Source organism: Nocardia sp. NPDC058705, assembly GCF_042749305.1.
In the GTDB taxonomy this organism is placed as follows: domain Bacteria; phylum Actinomycetota; class Actinomycetes; order Mycobacteriales; family Mycobacteriaceae; genus Nocardia.
Genome location: NZ_JBHYRN010000029.1, coordinates 1 through 22794, shown reverse-complemented (window position 1 = coordinate 22794; position 22794 = coordinate 1). Strand labels below are relative to the sequence as shown.

General features: G+C 66.0%; 17 protein-coding genes. 9 read left to right on the top strand and 8 right to left on the bottom strand.

From position 1 onward, the window contains the following. Window positions 1-153: 153 nt before the first annotated feature. Window positions 154-1719 (bottom strand): AAA family ATPase, encoded by a 1566-nt coding sequence (locus tag ACFW6D_RS26425; protein WP_379332520.1) that lies wholly within the window; start codon window positions 1717-1719, stop codon window positions 154-156. Between the two features lie 563 nt (window positions 1720-2282). Further along, window positions 2283-4079 carry a 2-isopropylmalate synthase gene (leuA, locus tag ACFW6D_RS26420; protein WP_379332419.1) on the bottom strand — a complete coding sequence of 599 codons (1797 nt, stop codon included), beginning with the start codon at window positions 4077-4079 and terminating at the stop codon, window positions 2283-2285. A 288-nt stretch (window positions 4080-4367) separates the two neighbouring features. Between leuA and ACFW6D_RS26415 the strand changes: the two genes are divergently transcribed. The 3 genes from ACFW6D_RS26415 (at window position 4368) to ACFW6D_RS26405 (ending at window position 7795) form a co-directional block, all read left to right on the top strand. Continuing rightward, window positions 4368-5135 carry a sulfite exporter TauE/SafE family protein gene (locus tag ACFW6D_RS26415; protein WP_379332417.1) on the top strand — a complete coding sequence of 256 codons (768 nt, stop codon included), beginning with the start codon at window positions 4368-4370 and terminating at the stop codon, window positions 5133-5135. Between the two features lie 108 nt (window positions 5136-5243). Beyond that, window positions 5244-6848: a GMC oxidoreductase gene (locus tag ACFW6D_RS26410; protein WP_379332416.1), complete on the top strand. Its 1605-nt coding sequence runs from the start codon at window positions 5244-5246 to the stop codon at window positions 6846-6848. Between the two features lie 113 nt (window positions 6849-6961). Then, window positions 6962-7795: an ion transporter gene (locus tag ACFW6D_RS26405; protein ID WP_379332414.1), complete on the top strand. Its 834-nt coding sequence runs from the start codon at window positions 6962-6964 to the stop codon at window positions 7793-7795. On the opposite strand, the gene ACFW6D_RS26400 is transcribed toward ACFW6D_RS26405, so the two are convergent. The 3 genes from ACFW6D_RS26400 to ACFW6D_RS26390 form a co-directional block, all read right to left on the bottom strand. Beyond that, complete coding sequence (locus tag ACFW6D_RS26400) at window positions 7782-8984, bottom strand: low temperature requirement protein A (protein ID WP_379332412.1); 1203 nt, start codon at window positions 8982-8984, stop codon at window positions 7782-7784. The genes ACFW6D_RS26405 and ACFW6D_RS26400 overlap by 14 nt on opposite strands. A 66-nt stretch (window positions 8985-9050) precedes the next feature. Further along, window positions 9051-9509, bottom strand: a complete 459-nt coding sequence (locus tag ACFW6D_RS26395) for an SRPBCC family protein (protein WP_379332410.1) — start codon at window positions 9507-9509, stop codon at window positions 9051-9053. A gap of 98 nt (window positions 9510-9607) precedes the next feature. Further along, complete coding sequence (locus ACFW6D_RS26390; RefSeq protein WP_379332408.1) at window positions 9608-10180, bottom strand: TetR/AcrR family transcriptional regulator; 573 nt, start codon at window positions 10178-10180, stop codon at window positions 9608-9610. 71 nt (window positions 10181-10251) lie between these two features. Between ACFW6D_RS26390 and ACFW6D_RS26385 the strand changes: the two genes are divergently transcribed. The 3 genes from ACFW6D_RS26385 to ACFW6D_RS26375 all read left to right on the top strand — a co-directional run bounded on the left by ACFW6D_RS26385 (window position 10252) and on the right by ACFW6D_RS26375 (window position 13259). Then, the gene (locus ACFW6D_RS26385) at window positions 10252-10821 is read left to right on the top strand and encodes a dihydrofolate reductase family protein (protein ID WP_379332406.1); all 570 of its coding nucleotides are present in this window, start codon (window positions 10252-10254) and stop codon (window positions 10819-10821) included. 134 nt (window positions 10822-10955) lie between these two features. Further along, complete coding sequence (locus ACFW6D_RS26380) at window positions 10956-12221, top strand: aspartate kinase (RefSeq protein WP_266297670.1); 1266 nt, start codon at window positions 10956-10958, stop codon at window positions 12219-12221. 3 nt (window positions 12222-12224) lie between these two features. Further along, window positions 12225-13259 carry an aspartate-semialdehyde dehydrogenase gene (locus ACFW6D_RS26375; protein WP_379332404.1) on the top strand — a complete coding sequence of 345 codons (1035 nt, stop codon included), beginning with the start codon at window positions 12225-12227 and terminating at the stop codon, window positions 13257-13259. 47 nt (window positions 13260-13306) lie between these two features. Here ACFW6D_RS26375 and ACFW6D_RS26370 read toward each other — a convergent pair whose 3' ends face one another. Further along, window positions 13307-14659 (bottom strand): serine hydrolase domain-containing protein, encoded by a 1353-nt coding sequence (locus tag ACFW6D_RS26370; protein ID WP_379332402.1) that lies wholly within the window; start codon window positions 14657-14659, stop codon window positions 13307-13309. Window positions 14660-14883: 224 nt separating this feature from the next. Between ACFW6D_RS26370 and ACFW6D_RS26365 the strand changes: the two genes are divergently transcribed. The 3 genes from ACFW6D_RS26365 to ACFW6D_RS26355 all read left to right on the top strand — a co-directional run bounded on the left by ACFW6D_RS26365 (window position 14884) and on the right by ACFW6D_RS26355 (window position 19789). Continuing rightward, window positions 14884-17484 (top strand): hypothetical protein, encoded by a 2601-nt coding sequence (locus tag ACFW6D_RS26365; protein WP_379332400.1) that lies wholly within the window; start codon window positions 14884-14886, stop codon window positions 17482-17484. Window positions 17485-17494: 10 nt separating this feature from the next. After that, window positions 17495-18439, top strand: a complete 945-nt coding sequence (locus tag ACFW6D_RS26360) for a phosphotransferase (RefSeq protein WP_379332398.1) — start codon at window positions 17495-17497, stop codon at window positions 18437-18439. Between the two features lie 681 nt (window positions 18440-19120). Next, a complete protein-coding gene (locus tag ACFW6D_RS26355) occupies window positions 19121-19789 on the top strand; it encodes an arsenate reductase ArsC (RefSeq protein WP_379332396.1) in 669 nt (222 codons plus the stop codon). Here ACFW6D_RS26355 and atzF read toward each other — a convergent pair. After that, window positions 19746-21428: an allophanate hydrolase gene (gene atzF, locus ACFW6D_RS26350; protein ID WP_379332395.1), complete on the bottom strand. Its 1683-nt coding sequence runs from the start codon at window positions 21426-21428 to the stop codon at window positions 19746-19748. The genes ACFW6D_RS26355 and atzF overlap by 44 nt on opposite strands. A gap of 10 nt (window positions 21429-21438) precedes the next feature. Further along, complete coding sequence (locus ACFW6D_RS26345) at window positions 21439-22131, bottom strand: GntR family transcriptional regulator (protein ID WP_379332393.1); 693 nt, start codon at window positions 22129-22131, stop codon at window positions 21439-21441. Between the last annotated feature and the right edge of the window lie 663 nt (window positions 22132-22794).

Below are 22794 nucleotides of genomic sequence, written 5' to 3'. Positions count from 1 at the left end.
CCGCACCACCGAGGCGCAGGCGCAAATCGCGAGTGGCTGCTCGATCAGTGCGTGCGGACACCTCGGCCGTCGATGTTGCGGCGCGACTGCGCGGAGGACGGCCAACGGGCCGGGGTGCGATGGCCCCCGGCCCGTTGACGGTCGCTGACTAATTCAGAACTGACCCGGGTACTGCTGGCCGGGGTAGGGCTGGCCGGGGTGGGGCTGGCCCGGCTGGTACGGCTGCTGGAGTTGCTGCTGCTGGCCGTGGTAGCTGAAGTCGTCGGCGACCATCGCGGCCAGTTCGAGCAGGGCCCGCCGGGTCGGCTTGCTGACCAGCTCGAGGTCGATCTCGGCGCCTTCGGCCAGATGATCGTCGAACGGGACGATCTGCACGGCGCGGGTGCGGTCGAGGAACAGCTTGCGCAGCTGGTCCAAGTCGACCGTGGAAGCGCCACGGCGCGAAGCGTTCACGACCACGACCGTGCGTTCGACCAGCTTGCTGTAGCCGTGGTGGTCGAGCCAGTCCAGCGTCGCCGAGGCGCTGCGCGCACCGTCGATCGCGGGGGAGGTGACCAGTACCAGCGAGCTCGCCATGTCCAGCACGCCCGACATCGCCGAGTGCATCAGACCGGTGCCGCAGTCGGTGAGGATGATGTTGTAGAACGACTGCAGGATGCCGATGGCCTTGCGGTAGTCGGCCTCGCTGAAGGCCTCCGACACGGCCGGATCCTGTTCGGAGGCAAGCACTTCCAGTCGGCTCGGGGCCTGCGAGGTGTGTGCGCGCACGTCCGAGTAGCGGGTGATCTGCTGGTCTTCGAGCAGGTTGCGCACCGTCGAACGGGTCTGGCGCGGCACCCGGTGGGCCAGGGTGCCCAGGTCGGGGTTGGCGTCGATGGCGATGACGCGGTCACCACGCTGGGAGGCGAAGGTGGAGCCGAGGCCGACCGTGGTGGTGGTCTTGCCGACGCCGCCCTTGAGCGAGAGGATCGCGATCCGGTAATCGCCGCGCACGGGCTGGTTGACCCGCTCGCCGAGATCGCGGTAGACGACATCGGCCGCCGACTCACCGGGGTTGATCGCACCGCCGGACACCTTGTGAATGGCCTTGCGCCACCCGCTGCGCGGCGACTTGCGTGCGCGCTTGAGCAGGTTCAGGTCGTTGACCGAGTGGCCGGGCTGGCCGAGCTGCTGCATGTGCTGCGGCTGGAACGGCTGCTGTTGCTGTGGGGCCGGACCGCCGCCCCACTGCTGACCGGGCGGCGGACCCGCCGGACCCGGCTGACCGAGCTGACCGGGGAACTGCCCCGGCTGGCCGGGGAACTGTCCTTGTTCAGGCTGCTGGCCGGGGAACTGGCCCTGGTCGGGCTGCTGGCCGGGGAACTGGCCCTGCGGGTCGGGCTGCTGACCGGGCGGCATCCCGCCCTGCATCGGCTGCTGGTACATCGGCGGAGGCGGCGGCGCCCAGCTGTAGATGGGCTCGGACTGCGGGCCCTGCTCCTGCGCGGGGAACTGCTGCTGCTGCTGCTGCTGTTCGGGACCGGGGTAGGGCTGCCCCTCTGCACCCGGGTACTGCGGCTGCCCCTCGGCGCCGGGGTACTGCGGCGGCATGCCCGGTTGCGGCTGCTCACCGGTCGCGTGCGGACCGGGATACGGCTGCTCGCCGCCCGGCTGACCCGGCAACCACGGCTGCTCGCCCGGCTGACCCGGCCAGGGCTGCTGCTCGGGGCCGTTCACCATCGGCTGCCCACCGTTGCTCTGATACGGATCGGGCACCGAGTAGGGAGCCCCCTGCGCGAACTGCCCCGGCGGCGCGAAACCGGCGGGCTGGTACACGGTCTGGTCGGCAGGACCGGGCTCGGCGATCGGCTGCTCACCGGTCGACGGATTGACGGCTTCCCCGGTCGGCTCGGCGGCGGTGGCGGCGGGCTCGATGTCGTCTTCGGTCGCGGTCTGCACACCGGAGGGACCGGACGCAGCTTCGGACGCGTCAGCCGACGGACTCTGCAGCCACGGCGGCGAGGTCGGATTATGGTCGTTGTTGGTCACAGTTCCCCCACTTGCTCGCTGAACGAGCAGGAAAGCTCGGCGCTGAATATGCCCTAAAACGCTAACACGGAGGCAATTTTCGCGCGTCGGGGGCAGTCGCTCCCGTGCACCGGAGCGAATCCGAATGCGCCCAGCTCAACCGGTATATCCGGTAGGCGACCGACCAGACGAACCGAAGTTATCCACAGGCTCGAGAATCTATCCACAGGTGCGAAAGCGGCCGGGACCACAGGTCCCGGCCGCCATAGAGCGACCTACTGTGCCGCGCGGTTCACGGCTGAGACGACTGCGCGCAGGGAGGCGGTGGTGATCGAGGTGGCGATGCCGACGCCCCAGACGACCTTGTCGCCGATGGCTACCTCGACGTAGGCGGCTGCCTGGGCGTCGTCGCCTGCGGACATGGCGTGCTCGCTGTAGTCGAGTACTCGTACGTCGAAGCCGACGGTGGCGATGGCGTCTACGAAGGCGGCGAGGGGGCCGTTGCCGGAGCCGCTGATCTCCTGTTCGACGCCTTCGACCTTGACGGTCGCGACGATCGAGTCGACGCCGCCGTCGGTTTCGGCGGCGGTGACCTTCTGCTTGATCCGCTCGAGCGGCAGGATCGGGTTCAGGTACTCGGTGGCGAAGACATCCCACATCTCCTTGGGCGTCACCTCGCCGCCCTCACCGTCGGTGATCGCCTGGATGGCCTGCGAGAACTCGATCTGCAGGCGGCGCGGGAGCACCAGGCCGTGATCGGTCTTCATGATGTAGGCGACGCCGCCCTTGCCGGACTGCGAGTTCACCCGGATCACGGCCTCGTACGTGCGGCCGACGTCCTTCGGGTCGATCGGCAGGTACGGGACCTCCCAGACGATGTCGGCCACATCGGCGCCCTGCGCGTCGGCGGCGGCCTTCATCGCGTCCAGACCCTTGTTGATGGCGTCCTGGTGGCTGCCGGAGAACGCGGTGTAGACCAGATCGCCGCCGTAGGGGTGACGTTCCGCGACGGCCAGCTGGTTGCAGTACTCGACCGTGCGACGGACCTCGTCGATGTCGGAGAAGTTGATCTGCGGGTCGATGCCGCGCGAGAACATGTTCATGCCCAGGGTGACCAGGCAGACGTTGCCGGTGCGCTCGCCGTTGCCGAACAGGCAGCCCTCGATGCGGTCGGCGCCGGCCTGGTAGCCCAGCTCGGCGGCCGCGACGGCGGTGCCACGGTCGTTGTGCGGGTGCAGCGACAGCACAATCGAGTCTCGACGGGCCAGGTTGCGGTGCATCCACTCGATCGAGTCGGCGTACACGTTCGGCGTGGCCATCTCGACGGTCGCGGGCAGGTTGATGATCAGCGGCTTCGCGGGCGTGGGCGCGATGATCTCGGAGACCGCGTCGCACACCTCACGGGCGTAATCCAGCTCGGTGCCGGTGTAGGACTCGGGGCTGTACTCGTAGCGCCACTCGGTGTCGGGGTAGCGCTTCTCGATCTCCAGGCACAGTTTCGCGGCGTCGGTGGCGATCTTCTTCACCGCGTCGCGCTCGGCGCGGAAGACCACGCGGCGCTGCAGGATCGAGGTGGAGTTGTAGAAGTGCACGATCACGTTCGGTGCGCCGGCGCAGGCTTCGAAGGTGCGCTCGATCAGCTCGGGGCGGCACTGGGTGAGCACCTGGATGGTGACATCGGCGGGCACGGCGCCGTCTTCGATGATCTCGCGGACGAAATCGAAGTCGGTCTGGCTCGCGGCCGGGAACCCGACCTCGATCTCCTTGTAGCCCATCCGCACCAGCAGGTCGAACATGCGGCGCTTACGGGCCGGGCTCATCGGGTCGATGAGGGCCTGGTTGCCGTCGCGCAGGTCGACGGCACACCACGCGGGGGCGCGATCGATGATCTTGTCCGGCCAGGTGCGGTCGGGCACCGTGATGGGCTCGACCTCTTCGGCGAAGGGGCGATACCGGAACGACGGCATCGAGGAGTTCTTCTGGGTGTTCCAGGCGGGCTGGTCGGCCGGTGCGGGTTTGCCGGGGGCCGAAATGGTGCGCGATGCGGATACGAATGCGTCAGCCGAGGACATGCAAGTTTCTCCGTGGGTGTGATGGATTCCCTGAATGGGAGCGGGTCGACCGGCGCGTTGGAACCCCGCGACGGGAGCCGGTCCGTATCAGGACCCGTCGCGGCGGCCGAGAAGAAGAGCCCGCTGCAGCATGATCCTTCGAGCTTACCGTGTGCCGACCCCTGCTTGTCAGCGGCCTGGAGAATCAACCTCGCCGAATTTGCTCACCGGTTGACCAGTACGGTTTCCCCCATAACGCACGCTTGTACGGACCTGCGCGTCCGACGAGACGTACCAAAGGAATTCGATATGACTTGGTTGCAACAGGTGGCCATCTTCGCCGCGGGTATCGCGGCGGGTGGCATCAATACGATCGTCGGATCGGGCACGCTGATCACCTTTCCCGCGCTGCTCGCGTTCGGGTTGCCGCCGGTGACGGCGAATGTGTCGAACACGATCGGACTTGTCCCCGGCTCGGTGAGCGGGGTGGTCGGGTATCGGCGCGAACTGCAGGGGCAGCGGTCGCGACTGCTGCAGTTGGGCACCGCTTCGCTGCTGGGCGGCATCACGGGCGCGATCCTGCTGTTGACGATGCCCGCGGCGGCGTTCAAGGCGATCGTCCCGGTGCTCATCATCGCCGCGCTCGTGCTGGTGGTGGTGCAGCCACGGCTGGCCGCATGGGTGAAGAAGCGCCGAGACGGCGGCGAATCGTCGGCACCGGAACACGGTGGCCCGATTCTGTTGATCGCGGTGTTCGCCACCGGCATCTACGGCGGGTACTTCGGGGCGGCGCAGGGAGTGCTGCTGCTCGGGTTGCTCGGGGTGTTCGTGCACGAGGACATCCAGCGCCTCAACGGCGTGAAGAACGTCCTCGCCCTGATCGTGAACGCGGTGTCGGCAGTGATCTTCATCGTGATCGCCGAGGTGGATTGGCAGGCGGTGGCGTTGATCGCGGTCGGCTCGATCATCGGTGGTCAGCTGGGCGCGAAGGTCGGTCGCAAGCTGTCGCCGAATGTGCTCAGAGGGGTGATCGTGGTGGTCGGCACGATCGCGGTGATCCGCCTGCTCACCACCTGAGTTCTCCCGCTGGTCGTGACTTGCGACAAATGTCGGTACTACCGGGCGATATCCGGTAGTTGCGGGGTATTCTTCGCGTCGGCCATGCGTGATGAGGGAGGTGGCCTGGTGCACAGACGTGCCTTCTTCAAGGCGGCGGGATTTGCGGCTGTTGCCGGTGCCGTGGGAACAACGCACGCGCCCGCTTCGGCGGATCCGCGCGAGACGATGTTCCAGTCCTGGGTGCCGGAGATCTTCGCGCCGATCCCGGACGCACCCGCGCATACGCAGGCCATCGTCATCGGATCGGGCTTCGGCGCGGCCGTGACCGCGCTGCGCCTGGCCGAGGCCGGGATCGCCAACACCGTGCTGGAGCGCGGTTCGCACTGGCCCAACGACCCGTGGCGCGAGATCTTCACCGGCGACGACCTGCCCGACGGTCGCGGCTTCTGGCATCGCACCAGCTTCACCGGCGTCACCAAGGTGCCGATGAGTTTCAGCGCGTTCGGCGGGGTGCTGGATGTGACCGAGTATTCCGGGCTGGATGTGTGGCGGGCCGCCGCGGTCGGTGGCGGCTCGGTGATCTTCACCGGGGCGATGGTGGCGCCGGAACGCAGGCTGTTCGACCAGGTCTTCGGCGGTGTCGTCGACTACGGCGAGCTGGAACGCGTCTACTACCCGCGGGTGCGCCAGATGCTGCGCCTGGACACGATGCCCGCCGATATCTACAACTCCTCGCCGTTCGCGCACTCACGCGCCTGGGACAACCAGGTGCGCGCGGCCGGCTTCCAGCCCGTGCCCAACGATTCGATCTTCACCTGGGACGTACTGCGCAGCGAGCTCGCCGGAACCTCACGCGCCTCGGCCACCGCCGCCCGCTCGACCCTCGGCAACTCCAACGGCGCCAAGTTCGACCTGAACCAGAACTACCTGCGCTACGCCCGCGAAACCGGCAAGTCCCAGGTCTTCCCCGGCCACCGAGTCGACGCCATCGCCCAGGACGCGAGCGGCAAGTTCGTCGTCGCCGTGTCGAAGCTGGCCCCGACCGGCCAGGTGCTGAGCACCCGCAACCTGACCTGCGACAAGCTGTTCCTCGGCGCCGGTTCCGTCGGCACCTCGGAGCTGCTGGTCCGCGCGCAGGCCACCGGCACCCTGCCCAACCTCAACGAGCACATCGGCGACGGCTTCGGCACCAACGGTGACGTGGTGCTCGCCCGCGGCGCGAGCAACATCGCGGGGCACGGCCAAGGTGTGCCCAGTGCCAGCCGCATCTACGACGAAACCAACGTCCCGCTCACGCTCGAGAACTGGTACATCCCCGGCATCCCGTTCGAGACCGGCGCGCTCGCTTCGCTCGGCATGGTCCTCGACCCCACCCGCGGTCGCTTCGGCTACCACGCGGCGACGGGCGGCGTCGGCCTGAACTGGTCGACGGGCGTACAGAACGCGGTCGCCGGTGCGGCCCGCGCGGTCGACCACCGGATCGCCGAACGCGCGGGCGCGGTCGCCGAATACGGCGCGCTCGGCTACGACGCCAACGCCCAGTTCACCGCGCACCCGCTCGGCGGCGCGGTCCTGGGCAAGGCCACCGACGCCTTCGGCCGCGTCCACGGACACCCCGGCCTCTACGTGATGGACGGTGCCGCGATCCCCGGCAGCACCGCCACCGTGAACCCGTCGCTGACCATCACCGCACTGGCTGAACGCAATATCGAAGCCATCCTGCGAGGCTGAACACGCCACCGACCGGCATCGGTAACTCCCTCACTGCGCCGGTCGAGCAATTAGCGTGGGGCGCAGTAAGCCGAACACGCGGCGCCAGCCGCCAGGATTACAGGAGCGACCAGTTGGTTTCACCGGGGATCGAACGGGTCGAGGCCCTGCCGGACGTGCGCTCTAAAACACCTTCGTTGCGCATCGATATCTTCATGCTGGTCCTGGCGATCATCTCGGTGGTGTTGGTCGTGTGGATCACGTTCTTCCACGTCAGCGGGCCGATCTATCACGCGATCGTCATCGTCGACACCTCGATCTGCGCGATCTTCGCCGTCGAATTCCTGTGGCGCTGGCGGCGGGCGGGCTGGCCGTGGTCGTTCCCGTTCATCTACTGGTACGAAATTCTCGGCATGATCCCGGTGACCAGCCCGCTGTTCCGGGGGTTCCGGCTGCTGCGGATCGTGGTGATCCTGATCCGGCTGGGCCGGGTCGCCGATCGGGCGCTGGGGGAGCGGGTCACCGCGACAATCGTCAACCGGTTCGTCGGCACCATCGTCGACATCATCAAGCGCCCGATGACGGTCGCGATCCTCGACGAGGTCTCCAACGTCCTGCGCGCGGGCCACTACACCCAGAACATCGCCGCCGCGCTGGAGGAGAACCATGCCGAGATCGACCAGCTGATCGTCGACCTGATCAAGAACGACCCGCAGACCGGCAAGCTGCGCTACGTCCCGTTCCACGACGACATCATGCGGCTCGTCGCCGACACGGTCTACCGCATGCTGCGTCAGCTGCTCGACGACCCGCGCACCGACGAACTCGTCGCCGACATGCTGCGTGAGAACCTCGACCAGATCAACGAGGCCGTGCGCAAGGGCGTGAAGGTGCCGCCGTCACACCGCGGCGCGACCCCGTCCGAACACGGTGTGCGGCATCATCTCTCGCAGGTCAAGCGTGCCTGATCGCGTCACGCGGTTGGGCGAATCGCACGGTCTCGAAGACCGCCAGCGCGGCCAGTAGCGCGCACAACACCGTGAGCGAGGCCAGCGCGGGCAGATGCGCGGCGACCGGGATCAGCGCGAACAGCAGCACGCCCACCACCAAGCGTTCGATCGAAAGCGACGCGGTCGCATAGTATTTCGCGAACACGATCCCGAACAGGAACAGCGCGGGGCCGCCGTAGAGCGCGCCGAGCGGGATGCCGTAGAGCGGATCGGTGAGCGTGTGATGCGAGGAATCGCCGACGTAGTACAGCACCTTCTTCAAACCGAGCGAGAGCCCGATGATGCCGACGATCATCGGGAAATGCCCGTACATATAGGTGTTCTGGGCGATCTTGATCTGCCGCGCGTCCTTGGCGTGGGCGAAGGCGTGCTCGATCGCGATCGCGGCGACGTCGAAGTACAGCCACCACAGCAGACCCGACACGGCCAGCCCCAGCATCGAGCCGAGCGCGATCGGCCACGAGATCGGCAGCCCGGCCACGCCGATGCCGATCGAGACGATGGATTCGCCCAGCGCCACGATGACGATGAGCCCGTAGCGTTCGGCGTAGTGCTTGGCCGAGTTGAGCCGCCAGTCGGTGCCCGCCGCCCAGGTCCACACCATGTCCCCGACGATCGCGGCGAGCCACAGCAGCATCTGGGTGAGCCCGGTCGTCATGGCGGCTACGACCAGCAGCGTCGTGCCGACGGTGATCGAACCCAGCGCCCAGCGCAGTAGTTGCCTGCGCAGCTGGGCGTCGCCTGCGCTGATCGTCCAGAACACCGTGACGTGCACCAATCGCACGATCAGATAGGCGATGGCGAAGACCAGCGGCCCGAACCAGCCGCCGGGCAGATCGATGAACGCCTCGGGAATGGTGAGCGCGGCCAGGAAGGCCCCGCCCATCGCGACGAACATCGCGACCCGCGTGATGCCCTCGTCGGCGCGCACCACATTGCCCAGCCACGAATAGGCGATCCACAGCCACCACATCAGCGCCAGGACCAGGCCCGCGCGCACCATGTTCACCGCGGTCGTCTCGTCGGCGGCCAGCGCGGTCACCATGGTGAACGCGAAAACGATCACCAGGTCGAAGAACAGTTCGAGCTGGGTCACCGTGTCGCCGTCGCTGACCGGCCGGAACCGGAGCCGTCGATTTCCGATCATGAAGTCAATCGTCGCACTCCCGGCTGCATTTCGCGCGAGGCGACGACGGTTTCGCGGTCGGCGCAACTAGCCGACCGCGTAGCCCCCGATCTCGGGGAATCGCTCGGCGAAGTCGATGAAGTTCGCGACCGTCTCGTCGTGCAGTTTGCGCAGCGAGCGATTGAACAGGATGCCCGGGATGGGCAGTGGCAGGGACAACTCCACGTGGTACTCGACCTCGGTGCCCGCGCCGGTATCGAGCAGCTCGATCCAGCCCCCGCCCTTCGACCCGCGACTGCTGTCGACGACCCGCCACTGCGAGCGGTACTGCTCCCAGGAGTATTCGAGCACCTGGGCGTCGGAATTGCCCATGAAGTGGGCGGTGGCGAACACCCGGCGAGGCCTGCCGTCGGCATCGCGTGGGCCGACCCGGACATCACTGAGCGAGGTCGACCACTCCGACATCAGGTCAACGGCCAGTAGTGCGTCCATCACTTGGTCGATCTCGGCGTCAACGGTGAATCGGATGTCGATCTTCGAGCGCATCTGTGTCTATCCTCCGAACCCCCGCAGCTTTCGCGCCCGATTGTGCACAGTCGTACTAGTGATCGTCAACACGTCTATGGTCTGGTCGAACGTCCATGTCAGCTGCGTATCACACGCTCGACGGCGGTTTCGATCAGTGCCATGCTCTGTTGCTCGGTGAAGATCCCGGGCAGTGTGAGGTGTTCGACGATGAGCCAGTTGAGCGCCAGGTAGAGCAGTAGTACCGACTCCGCGTCGCCGGGTAGGCCGGATGCCAGATGGTTGCGCACGTTGAAATCGATGTCGGCACGCACGCGTTCGGTGAGCACCTGTCGCAGTTCCGGACGACGTGTTGCCTCCAGTCGGAGTTCGAGCAGCGCGAGGTAGGCCTTGCGGTGGGATTCGAGGCGGCCGACCACTTCCTTCATCAGCGCGGTGATGTTCTCGACGTTCTTCGGGCCATCGCTGACCAGGGCCATCGTCTCCTCGCTCGGCTGGACCACCTCGTAGAAGCGGACGCCGGCCTGGGTGAGCAGTTCGTCGCGGTTGGCGAAGTAGTTCGATGCCGTGCCCGCGGGGACGCCCGCCTGTTTGTCCACCGCGCGGAAGGTGAGGCCGCGGGCACCTTCGTCGGCGAGGACCTCGATGGCCGCGTCGAGCAGGGCTTGTCGTCGTTCGGGATTAGTTCGCACTTGACACCACTCCATCCGTAGTACTACGTTGAGACCACTTCAATCAGAGTACAACAACTGAGGCGGTACCCATGCGAAAGCTTGTCTACTACATCGGCGTCTCCCTCGACGGCTACATCGCAGGTCCCGACGGCGAGGTCGACTTCTATCCGATCCCGCCGGACTATGTGGCGTGGTTGGGGACGGAATTCCCCGACACCATCCCCACGCACATCCGCCCGCACCTCGGCCTCGACCCCGAGCTCCCCGCCCAGCGCTTCGACACCGTGCTGATGGGCCGCGGCACCTACATCCTCCCTGGCGAGCACGTGGCGAACCCGTTCCAGCACCTGCGCCAGTACGTCGTGTCCGGCTCGCTCGCGGCGAGCGATCACCCCGCCGTCGAGGTCGTCGACGACCCGGTGGGACTGGTCCGCGAACTCAAGCGGCAAGACGGCCTCGACATCTGGCTGTGCGGTGGCGGAAACCTCGCGGGTCAGCTCATCGACGAGATCGACCAGTTGGTCGTCAAGAGCTACCCGGTCATCGCGGGTGCGGGGGTCCCGGCCTTCACCGGCGTCTTCAAACCGACACTTTTCACCCCGACCCGACGCCACGAATTGGCCAGTGGCACGCAGGTCACCTGGTTCGATCGGAGCTGAAACCGGAGGGTAGCCACAGGTGACAAGCCTGTGTCGTTTCCGCGAGCAGGGTAGGTAGCAGCGAAACCGGTGGCCCGAGGCCGGTACTCTTGGTCGCTGATACCAACCTGACACTCGATCGTGAAGGACCTGCTGTGGCTCTCGTAGTTCAGAAGTACGGAGGATCCTCGGTGGCTACCGCCGAGCGGATCCGGCGCGTCGCTGAACGGATCGTGGAGACGAAGAAGCAGGGGCACGACGTAGTAGTCGTGTGCTCGGCCATGGGTGACACGACCGACGAGTTGCTCGATCTCGCCGAGCAGGTGGCCCCCGCGCCGCCCGCTCGCGAGATGGACATGCTGCTCACCTCGGGCGAGCGCATCTCGAATGCCTTGGTGGCCATGGCCATTCACACCCTCGGCGCCGAGGCTCGCTCGTTCACCGGTTCGCAGGCAGGCGTGATCACCACCGGCGCGCACGGCAATGCCAAGATCATCGACGTGACTCCGGGTCGTCTCCAAGAGGCCCTGGCCGAAGGTCAGATCGTGCTGGTCGCCGGCTTCCAGGGCGTGAGCCAGGACAGCAAGGACGTCACCACGCTGGGCCGCGGCGGCTCCGACACCACCGCCGTCGCACTGGCCGCGGCGCTGAAAGCCGACGTCTGCGAGATCTACACCGACGTCGACGGCATCTTCTCCGCCGACCCGCGCATCGTCCCCGACGCCCAGAAACTCGACAACATCTCCTACGAGGAAATGCTCGAGATGGCCGCGTGCGGGTCGAAGGTGCTCATGCTGCGCTGCGTGGAATACGCGCGCCGCTACAACGTTCCCGTTCATGTTCGGTCGTCCTACACCGACAAGATCGGCACCACTGTTTTCGGATCGATGGAGGACATTCCCGTGGAGCAGGCAATCCTGACCGGCGTCGCACACGACCGCAGCGAAGCCAAGGTGACCGTCGTGGCGCTGCCCGACGAGCCGGGCTACGCGGCCAAGGTGTTCCGCGCGGTCGCCGACGCCGAGATCAACATCGACATGGTGCTGCAGAACATCTCCAAGGTCGACACGGGCAAGACCGACATCACCTTCACCTGCCCCAAGACCGACCTGGTCCGCGCGGTGCAGAAGCTCACCGAGCGCCAGGAAGAGATCGGCTTCGCCGAGATCCTGTCCGACGACCACATCGGCAAGGTCTCCCTGGTCGGTGCGGGCATGAAGTCGCACCCGGGCGTCACCGCCACCTTCTGTGAGGCACTCGCCAACGCGGGCGTCAACATCGACCTGATCTCGACTTCGGAGATCCGGATCTCGGTGCTGGTTCGTGACACGGAACTGGATGAGGCCGTGCAGGTGTTGCACAAGGCATTCGATCTCGGCGGCGACGAGGCTGCTGTCGTTCACGGCGGAACGGGGCGTTAAGCAATGGGTGTACGTGTAGGTGTTGTCGGTGCGACCGGTCAGGTCGGCACCGTCATGCGCAAGCTGCTCGAAGAGCGCAACTTCCCGGCCGACGAGGTGCGGTTCTTCGCGTCTTCGCGTTCGGCGGGCAAGACACTGCCCTGGCGCGGCGGCGAGATCGTCGTCGAGGACACCGAAACCGCCGACCCCACGGGTCTGGACATCGCGCTGTTCTCGGCCGGTGCCACCATGTCGCGCGTGCAGGCCCCGCGTTTCGCCGCGGCCGGTGTGACCGTGATCGACAACTCCTCTGCCTGGCGCAAGGATCCCGATGTGCCGCTGGTCGTCTCGGAGGTCAACCCCGAGGCCACCCGCAACCTGCCCAAGGGCATCATCGCTAATCCGAACTGCACCACGATGGCCGCGATGCCGGTGCTCAAGCCGCTCCACGACGTGGCCGGGCTGCAGCGCCTGATCGTGTCGTCGTACCAGGCTGTTTCGGGTTCCGGGCTGGCCGGTGTCGAGGAGCTGGCCTCGCAGATTCGCGCGGTGGCCGACGATGCGGAGAAGCTGGTGCACGACGGTTCGGCCGTGGCGTACCCCGCGCCGAACAAGTATGTCGCGCCGATCGGTTTCAACGTGATCCCGCTGGCGGGTGCGCTGGTCGACGACGGTTCGTTCGAGACCGATGAGGATCAGAAGCTGCGCAACGAGAGTCGCAAGATTCTCGGGCTGCCCGATCTGCTGGTGAGCGGTACCTGTGTGCGGGTTCCGGTGTTCACCGGGCACTCGCTGTCGATCAATGCTGAATTCGCGGAGCCTATTTCGGTGCTGCAGGCGCAGGAACTGCTGGCCAAGGCGCCGGGGGTGCGGTTGGTCGATGTGCCGACGCCGTTGGCTGCTGCGGGTCAGGACGATTCGTTGGTCGGGCGTATCCGTCAGGATCCGGGTGTGCCGAGTGGTCGCGGTCTTGCGCTGTTCATCTCGGGTGACAACCTGCGAAAGGGTGCCGCGCTCAACACGATTCAGATCGCGGAAGTTCTGCTCGAAAACGGCTGAATCTCGAGGTAGAGGCCGGGTCATCGTTACTGATGGCTCGGCCTTTCTCAGCGGATTGGGCGGATTCCGGGGGTTCGGGGGTCGTTTCCTACGCAGGCCAGGATGGCGCAGCCGGGTGGGATGCTGGCGAAGGGGGCTGCGAGGGGTTGGTTGAGGCAGTCGAAGACTGTGCAGCCGGGGTAGGCGCCGGGGCCGATGCCGAAGACGGCCAGGAGGATGTTGGCGTCGATGAGTTTGCCTGCGTCGAATTCTAGTGGGGGTTCTACGTAGGGTTCGGCGGTTGGGACCTTGGTGTCGGTGATGGCGGCGAACAGGCGGCGGAAGAATTCGTGGGGGAGTTCTTCGGCGTGGGCGAGGATGCCGCTGGGGCCGTAGGCGGTTTGGTTGCCGAAGGGGCCGGTCCACATCACCGTCATGTCGAGACTCGGGAGGAAGAATACGTTCTGCAGGCCAAGGCCGGACATGAAAAACGTGTCGTCGGGCAAGAATTCGGGAGCCTCGCCGCAGTCCGCGCCCAGCCAGAACAGGTACCCGTAGCAGTGGTTCGCCTTCGACGGTGTGCGGGCCTTGCGCAGGTAATCCGCGGAAACCACCCGGTCGGCACCCCAGCGACCGTCGTTCGCGACCAGCAGCCCGATCTTGGCGAGGTCGTTGGGCGGCAACATGAGATGGGCGTAACCGTAGGTGTGGCCGGATCGGTCACTCGCCCAGTAGTAGTCGCTGCGCGGAATGCCGAGCGGATCGAACAGTTCCCGCTGCGCGAACTGCTGCAGCGGTTCCCCCACGGCCAGCTCGATCACATACGACAGCAGATCCACATTGCGCTGGCTGTAGCTGAACGTGGTTCCGGGCGGATTGCTCAACTCCACCGACAACGCCTGCACGGCCGAATGTGGGTCGATCGGAATCACCGCAGTGACCCCCTCCGACAGCACCCCCACCTTCATCCCCGAAGTCTCCGTCAGCAGATTCTCCACGGTGATCGACCGATGCACCGCATCCCCGAGACCAGGCGGCAGATACCGATCGATCGGCGCGGCGACATCGAGTCTCCCCTGATCGGAAGCGATTCCGGCCAACATCGACACCACCGACTTGGTGACACTCCAGATATTCCACGGCGTATTCCCGGTCTCGGCGTTCCGCAACCCCTCTCCGACAAGACAGTTGTGCCGAAAAATCTGCACATTGAGCCGATTCCGCGTAGCAGCGAACTGCAACGCCGACTCGAGCTTCACCGAATCCAGCCCCACCTGCTCAGGCTCAGCCCGCTCCAACTCCCGCCCCGACGTCACCTCACAGCTCACACTCGGCGCGGCATGGACCGGAACAGCGAACAAACTCGCCGAAGCCAGCACCGCCGCGATCGTTCCGGCGAAAACACCTGTGATGGGCCGCATGCGGGCGAGGGTAGACCCCGCCATGCACCGTAACCCGTATAGCGTGGCCGTCTCCCGGACATCTGATCGGCCGGGATTGTGAACACGCCTGCGCGAGTTACGGCGGGATGAAACACTGGCAGAAGGCATTTCATGTCGACCATCTGGTCAGGGGGATCAGCATGTCACCGTCGAATCTCGACGACGCTTTTCGGGGAAACGCGGCAGATTTCAAGGCGAACGAGGTGTTCTCAGATCGGGACACCGAGTGGGCGGCGGCGGTCGAGAGCGTCCGCAACGTCTGGGAAGCCGTGTCGGCCCCGACATTCGACGTGGAAGACATCGAAAGCCCGCGGCGCAATGTGCTCGTCTTCTACGGCGTCGGCGGGATCGGTAAGTCCACGCTGTCGGAGCAGCTGCGGCGGCGCTTCGGCGGCGACGACGTGGCGATGTCGCACTGGGAAGTGCCGGATCCGCCGCTACCTCGGACAGTTCCAGTGTTTCTGGATCTCGCGAGGAGCACAACCTTCGACTTGACCGAAGTGATTCTGGCGATCCGGCTGGCGCTGGCATCTCATGGGCATCGAGCACCGGCGTTCGACCTCGCGCTCAGCCGATACTGGGAGGCCAACCGCGCAGGTGAGTCGCTCGACGACTATCTGCGCGCACGAGGAAGACTGAGCCGGATCTCGTCGAGTCTGCCCGAACAGGTCAATGAGCTCCTCGGCGAAGTCGCGGACAACTTCGAGCTGCCGGGCATGGTCGGCGGCTTGGTGAGTCAGAGTGTCAGTGCGCTGGTCAAAGGGCTACGCGAGCGACGCGACCACGCGCTCGCGTTCCGATGCAGGCGGCTGCCCGCCATTCTCGAAGCGGAGCCCGACCTCAACGCGCTCAGCTACTACCCGCACCTGCTGGCCTGGGACATTGCCCAGCTGCCGCCGAAGCAGGCGCTGTTGCCGGTCGTTCTGCTCGATACGTTCGAAGACGTCGCCGAGCGCGGCAACAGGGAGAACGAACGCCTGATCAACCGCCTGGTCTGGTTGATGCCGAACGTGTTGTTCGTGGTTACCGGGCGCAATCGGCTGGAGTGGGATGACGCCCGCCTACGCGAAACGCTGTGGCACACAGGGGCGGTCCGGTGGCCGTTGCTGCGAGCGGAGTCCGGAGAGCCACGGCAGCATCTGGTCGGTTATCTCTCGCCGCACGACCGCGAGACGTTTCTCGCGCAGCGGTTGATCAGCGATGGTCTGCCGATGATTCCGAGTGAGCACCGTCGGTTGATCGCGGAGAGATCCGAAGGCCTGCCGCTCTACCTGGATATGGCCGCTTCGCTGTTCGTCGAGCTTCTGCAGAGCGAGGGCAGCGTCCCGCCGGTCGAGGCATTCGACCGCGACTTCGAAGCACTGGTCACCAAGACTTTTCGTGATCTCACCTCGGACGAAAAGTTGGTTGTCCGCGCGGTCAGTCTGCTCGAGTCCTTCTCGATCGAGCTGGCGACGGCTGCGGCGGGACTTGCGCATGACAGCGCAGCGATGTGCGTGGTCGAGCGTCCGTTCGTGGAAAACGACGACTCAGAGCTGTGGCCGTACCGGGTGCACAAGCTGGTGCGTTCGGCGATTCGCACGGCTGACTTCAACCGGAATTCGCGCGAACCGTGGAGCGACGCCGACTGGCGCCGCGCCGCTCAGCGAGCATTCGATGCGATCGGCGCGCAGTGGCGCGATGCGGCCGACGACCGCCGGGTGCTCGTGGCCTGTCTGTGTGCGGGTCTGCGGCTGGCCCGCGACTTTTCGTTGCGTCTCGGATGGCTCGAAGACGCCGCCGTCGATTTCGCGCGGGACTCGGCGGTCGAGGTGATCGACATCGGCGACCCACCGCGCTCCGTCGACGGCACACCGCTGCCCATCGATCCCGCGGCCACCGCGCTGGCCGCGACGTTGTCGGTGGTCGCGAGCCGCAACAGCGCCCACCGGCAGCGGATCGCCGACGAGCTACGCGCGATCCTCGAAACAGGTGACCTCCCAGCACAATTACGGGAGATCCCGACTTACTACATCGCGATGTGTGAGCGCGATCTGGGCAATTTCGACGCATCCATGCAGGGCATGCGTGCTGTCGCCGACGGCGGCGGACAGTTGGCACCCGATGCCCGCCGTGGTCTGCACCATTTGCTGCGCAGGCTGGGTAGATTCCGCAACGCGCTCGAGATCGCCGAACAGCTCGGAGTGACCGGCAGACAACAGCGTGCGCTCGGCGAGCTCTGGTGGTCGCAGGGAAATATCGCGCTGGCTTGTACCTCGCTCGCGGTGGCGCGGGACCAGTCGTCGTCGGCCGGGCTGTCGGGCGAGGCCGCGCTGTGTCAGTCCTATCTCGCGTTCGCCGCGGCTTTCCAAGACCGAGCGAGAGCTCGCGTCCAGGTCGATCGCGCCCGCGACCTGGTCCAGAAGGTCAGGGTCGGCTGGGCGGAAGTGCTGTTGATGGTCGCCGAGCTGGTAGTAGAGGCCGGGTACGACCCCGAACTCCCGCAACGGGTCGAGGAAGCCGCCGCCGCGGCCGCAGCGGCCGGGCTGACGTCGCTGGCCGGGTATGCCCGACTTGCAGGCTGCTTTCACGCCGCTGTTGTCGATTCGCCGCAACTGACCGACCATGCGCGAATGCTCCTGCGGGACAGCGTCAAAGGGGCTGAGTTCGCGTACCTGATCGAGATCGCCTATATGCTCACCAACCAGGATTCGCCGTCGACCCTGCGCTCGGACTGGATCGAAGGGGCGGTGACGGCGAAGCAACGGTGGAGTGGGCTGGTCACGGATCGGCGGGCTGAGCTCGCCGCTACTGGGAGGATCTGACGAATCGGGCATGGCTGAATACACGAGATTGGAAGATCTGGACCAGGACGAGATCTGTGCCCGGTATGACCTAGGCGAAGTGATGATCGTGCCGGTGCCCGGCGGGGCGGCCAATTCGAGCTTTCGCGTGCACGAGGTGAGGGGCAAGGTCGAAGCTGACTACGCGCTGACGGTCCTGGACAATGACCCGGCGAGTGCGCCTCGCCTGGCGTCGCTGATGGAAAAGCTGGCGAACCGACACTTCGAAACAACCGAGTTGATTCACCCCAGCGACAGCGGTCTGACAGTCGAGATCGACGACCGGGTCATGATCCTGAAGCGATGGATCGAAGGAAACGTGTACCCGGTCCTCCCGGACGATCTTCTCGGTGACGCAGGCGCAGCGCTCGCAGGTCTGCACGCCCTCCCACTCGCCGATGTCATCGGCGACGAACCGTTGCCGGCCCAGGGCCGACGGTTGACGGCCGAGCACCGTTCGCGCATAGACAAGTTCACCGATCGTGAGTTCGTTCAGTGGTTGACAGAACACCTCGCCGCGCTCGACAACGTTCACAGCGGACGCTCGAACACCCTGATCCACGGCGACTTGTATTCGGACAACATCATCGTGGGCGAGCAGGGCACGCTGCACATCATCGATTGGGAAACGGCGTGTATCGAGGACCCGCTGCTCGACCTCGGCATGGCGATCATCGGACTCGGCGTGGTCGACGGCAGGCTGGTGCGCGATCGCGCCGAGGCGATCATCGACGGTTATTCATCCGTCCTCCCGATTACTCAGGATGAGCGCACCGGCGTCCTGCGCAAGATGGTCGAGTTGTCGGCGCTGATCATCGCCTACCACCGTTACCACCGACACAACGTCCGCTACCCGGGCTCGCCCGCGGCGAACAAATACCGCGAGATGATCGGCATCGTCAAAAGCTTGGACGACTGTGCGCTGCACGGAGCATAGAAAACGCCGCCAGGTCGATGAGGGTGACCTGGCGGCGTTCGCTGTGGGCCGACGCCCCACAAGCGCCTCTCGGCGGGTGGTCGCTCGTAGCGACTAAAGGGGTGAGGCCCGGGGCTGTTCGGACGTCGACAGTGTGTTCAACCGAGTGCACCGGCGAACTATTCCGACCGCTCGATGTGATCCGGACAACGACACGAGGTAGGTACGCGACGCGCGCACCTACCTCGTGTCGTAGCTGGGTGACGGGCCGGCACGACGCGGGTTCCGGCCCTGGTCTCGGGTCAGAAGTTGCTGAACCAGTACAGAATGCTGGCCAGCAACCAGACGATCGCGGTTTCCATCGTCGCTCTCCTTGTGTCGGTACTTACATCATCGCCGAAGACCCGCCTGCGCCGACAAGTTGTTCTTAAGAAGCTCTAGAGACCGACACCGCATTGTTGCTTCAGACACCGGAACAACCGGGTCCGATCGGTCTCGAGGGGTGATCGGTCGGGCCCGGCGGTGCAGACCAGAAGGTGGCTCTTCCAGACGCTGAAGACGCACTGCCGACGGTAACCACGCCGACGGACTGGGCCGAAGATGTTCCACGTTGTGTCGGTTGGGTGCGCCGGGCCGGTCGGTTCGAGGGGTTGATCGGCCCGGGCGTTTGCGTATGGCTCGAATTCGGGTAAGGGTTGAGGGGTGGTCGATATTGCGGAGCACTCCGACGCGCTCGACCGTGCTGAGGTACGGCTGCGCGAAGAATTCGCGACAATGTTCGAGTTGGAGACGATCCATCGTTTCCTGCATTCCTCCTACGAAGATTTCGCCGCCAGGGCGTCGGTGACCCTGTACTTACCGCTGCTCGCCGAGCGTTTCGGGCGGCAGCGGTTGCAGGCGCTGGCCAAGATCGAGGGCAAGGTGGCCAAGCCGCGCCCGACGGTGCTGTTCCTGTGTACCCACAACGCGGGTCGCTCACAGATGGCGCTCGGCTTCTTCGAGGAGTTGGCGTTGGGGCGGGCGGTGGCCTGGTCGGGTGGGTCGGTGCCGAGCGGGCAGCTCAATCCGTCGGCGGTGGCGGTGATGAGCGAAGTGGGCGTTGATATTTCGCGCGAGTACCCGAAGCCGTGGACCGATGAGATCATCCGTGCCGCGGATGTGATCGTCACGATGGGGTGCGGCGACACTTGCCCGCTGGTGCCGGGGGTGCGCTACGAGGAGTGGATCATCGAGGACCCGGCTGGCCTGGAAGTCGAAGCCGTGCGGCCCATCCGCGACGACATCGGTCGCCGCGTGACGGGCCTGCTCGCCGAACTCGGGATCGACGTCACCGATCCTGTAGGTACGCCACCCAGCCCCCGTACCGCGTGATGTCGGTGGCGGCGACGGCTGCGTCGTAGCTGCAGGCGAAGCCGACCACTGCGCGTCCGTCGGACAGATCGATGCTGGTCAGGGCCATGGGTGGGGGTAGTTCGGCGAGGAAGCGGCCGAGGGCGGCGGGGGAGACGAGGAACAGTTCGCCGTGGATCGGCGCGCCGTGGCCGTCGCCGTGGCGGACGAGGCCGGGCTTGGGCGGGGTGGTGTCGAGGGCGGTGAGGCGGTAGGCGTCGGTGGTGGTGATCTCGCCTGCGAAGCGGGCACCTTCGAGCTGCCAGTGCAGGGGTTGTCCGCGCAGGTGGGCGCCGAAAACCGCAAGGGGCACACCGGTTTCCACGAACAGCGGTGGCTCGGTGCCGGTGATGCGGGCGGCGAGGTCGACGGCGAGTTGGTCGGCGAAGGCGGGGACTACGACTGTCACGCCGAAGGGGAGGCCGTCGGTGGTGGGTTTTCCTGGCACGGCGACGGCGGCGAGGTCGAGCAGGTTGCAGAAGTTCGTGTAGGTGCCGAGGCGGCGATTGATGGCCAGCGGGTCGGCTTCGACCTCGGCGATCGAGGGGTGGTCGGTGGTGGTGGGCAGCAGAAGCCCGTCGTAGTCGGCGAGTAGTTCCTTCGCGATGGTGCGGGCTTTGGCGAGGGTATCCAGGTCTTGCGCGAAGGCGTGTGCGTCGAGTTCTTTTGCCGCGCTGATGATTGCGGACACCGTTGGGTCGAGGCCGGGTGCGCCCTTGTCGACGAATTCGCCGACGGCCGCGTATCGCTCGGCAACGACTGCGCCGTCGTAGAGCAGCCGGGCCGCGTCGAGCAGCGGGGAGATGTCCACTTCTGTGACGGGAAGACCCAGTGCGGCAACGGTTTCAGTGAAAGCCGCACGATAGGCGGGGCTCAGCGGCTCGAGGTCTTCGGGCCGAGGGATGGCGATCCGGGGCTGTGTGGAGGCGGCGAGACGGACGTCCGCGGGCCACTCGCGGCTTCGCGGATCACGAGTGTCCTTGCCTGCCATCAGCTTTGCCGCGGCAACCGCGAGGTCCAGCTCGGCGGCGAAAATGGTGACCGCGTCATAGTCGGCGCAGGCCGGGACGACCCCGTGGGCGGGGATCACGCCGAGCGTGGCCTTGATGCCGACGATGCCGTGCAATGCGGCGGGCACGCGACCCGAGCCCGCCGTATCGGTGCCGATGGCGAGGTCGGCGATACCGAGGGCGACAGCGGCAGCAGAGCCGGAACTCGAACCGCCCGAGATCAATTCGGGGTGCAGTGCGTTGCGGACGGCACCGTACGGGCTGCGGGTGCCGACGAGTCCGGTCGCGAACTGGTCGAGGTTGGTCTTGCCGAGGACCAGCGCACCCGCGCTGACCAGTCGCTGCACGGCGGCGGCGGTTTCGGTTGCCGTATAGGCGAATTCGGGACAGGCGGCCGTGGTGGGCAACCCGGCGACGTCGACGTTGTCCTTCACGGCGAGCAGCAATCCCGCCAAGGGGAGTTCCTCGCCCGCGATGACGCGACGTTCGAGCTCACCGGCTTCGCCCGCCAGATCCTCCTGCGGGCGCAGCGTGATCCACACCTCGGGCCGGTCCGCCTCGGCGATCCGTGCGTAGGCGGCGGCGACCCGCGCGGTCGGGGTGACAGACATTGACGCTCCTCTATTCGCTTGACGACATCGCGGCGACGGCACGCGAGATGCGCTCGAGCACCACATCCAACGAGTCGCCGATGTGGGTGTGCAAGAGCTGCTGAGCCAGCGGGATCTCACCCGCGAGAACGGCCTCGAGAATGCCGAGGTGCTCGCTGATCGTGGTCTCGATGCGGTTGTTGATCATGAAGTCGTACATGCGCACATGCCGGATCCGGGAGTTCACCGCGACCAGCGCGCGCACCATCTCGGCGTTACCCGCCGCGGTCAGCAGCGCGACGTGGAATTCCTCGTCGACGACGACAAAGCCCGGTTCCTGGGCGGGTGGGTCGGCCTGCAGGGTCGACCACTTCTGCTGCTCGGCGCGCAGCAGCGCCGCGTCGTGGGTAATGCTCGGATCAGCCCGAACCCGCGTCATCCCGCCCAGTTCCAGGGTCAGCCGCAGCTCGTAGAGGTCGCGAATCCGCGCCACACTCGGCCGCACCGGACTGAATCCGAACTCCTCGCGCTGCAGCAGCCCGTCCGAGCACAGCATCGTGAGCGCCTCCCGAACCGGCGTGCGGGAGATGCCGAACCTGGTCGACAGTTTCGGCTCGGTGAGTCGCTCGCCGAACCGGATGTCGCCGTTCATCAACTCCCCTCGCAACGTCGAATACACGACGTCGCGCAACGGGGTCCCCGAGCCATCCACCCTTGTCGACATGGATGTATACGCTATCGATCGCGAATTTCTATCAAGTGACAGAAAGTAAGCGCCACGTTATCCCTTGCTCACACCGACACCCTCACCACACCGAGCCTCGCGCAGGGAGAACTTCTCAACCAACCCCGAACACACAGGCAACCCCACCCGCCATCACACCGCCCACACTCGAACCACCGAGCCCACCGCCGCGCTCCCGCTCCGCTCACCCGGAAGGGCGATCCCATGAGCCCCACCATCCTGGCCCTCATCCTCGGCCTGATCTCCCTCACGGCCGTCACCATCTACTGGCCGAACCCCCTCGACCGCAAACCCCCACAGACAAGCGAAGAGCCCCTGACCAGTGAACTGATCAGGGGCTCTTCTGTGTCTCAACCAACACGTCGGGGTGACAGGATTTGAACCTGCGACCTCTTCGTCCCGAACGTTGCTCCGGTGTGTTGGGCGGTCTCATCCGGTGCCGTTGAGCTGGCTGTCTGTGTCTTCCGGTGCGGCCCTGTTCCGGCCTGTACCGGGGCTTCCGCTGCCTTTCTGCTGCCTAGGTCAGGACGTCTGTCGCGCTTCCTCGGGATCGAATGCCCGGAGCCACTTGCCTTCCGGGTAGATCCCTATCACCTCGGAACTGGTCTTCATCACCAACAGATCGCCGCGAGGGGAAACGCC